The following is an 861-nucleotide window of genomic DNA, read 5'->3' on the forward strand; positions in this document are numbered from 1 at the left end:
CTTCCTCGTGACGATCCCGCTCGCGCTCGTCGCGCTGGCCCTGACCTGGGTGTTCGTGCCGAGTCACGTCAACGAGTCGACCGAGCCGGTCGATCATCTCGGCGGGATCGTCTCGGTGGTGCTCGTCGGCTCGCTCGTACTCGGCATCAACTTCGTGCCTGTCGGTGGGATGGAGACCATCGCGGTCTCCGCGCTGGTGATCGCCCTCGCCGCGGCGATCGTCTTCGTGATGCGTCAGCTACGGGCGGCCAATCCACTGTTCGATCTGCACATCGCCCGGCGCCGCGTGTTCTGGGTCGCGGCCGTTGCAGGCATCATCGTGTTCGGCACCCTGATGGGCACGATGTACATCAGTCAGCAGTACCTGCAGAACGTGCTCGGGTACTCGACGCTCGCGGCGGGATCGGCAGCGCTGCCCGCCGCACTCGTGATGGTGCTGGTGGCACCGCAGTCGGCGAAACTCGTCGGGTCTCGCGGTTCCCGTTTCACCCTGCTGTCGGGTTACGTCGCGATCGTGGCCGGACTCGTCGTCGCGCTGATTCTGTGGGACGAGGACGCGCACTACTGGGTGATCGCCCTGGGATTCATGTGCCTGGGAGCCGGTGTCGGTCTCGCCGGTACCCCGGCCTCGCATTCGCTCACGGGATCGGTGCCGGTCTCCCGCGCCGGGATGGCCTCCGGCACGGCCGATCTGCAACGCGACCTCGGTGGAGCGATCGTCCAGTCGATCCTCGGCGCGCTGCTCACGGCCGGATACTCGGCCTCGCTCGCGGCGACGATCGCGGCGAGTCCGCAGGCCGCGTCGGTCGACGAGCAGACCGAGACCGCGCTGGAGAAGTCGTTCGCGGGCGCCGTCGGCAT

The 861-nt window shown here is 67.9% G+C and carries 1 protein-coding gene; it reads left to right on the forward strand.

Annotation, left to right across the window (positions count from 1 at the left end; genetic code table 11):
- On the forward strand, positions 1-861 hold an 861-nt coding region (locus R1101_RS0124610; protein WP_016935784.1), incomplete at both ends, for an MFS transporter.

This window comes from Rhodococcus sp. R1101 (assembly GCF_000278445.1).
GTDB classification, from domain to species: Bacteria; Actinomycetota; Actinomycetes; order Mycobacteriales; family Mycobacteriaceae; genus Rhodococcus; species Rhodococcus gordoniae.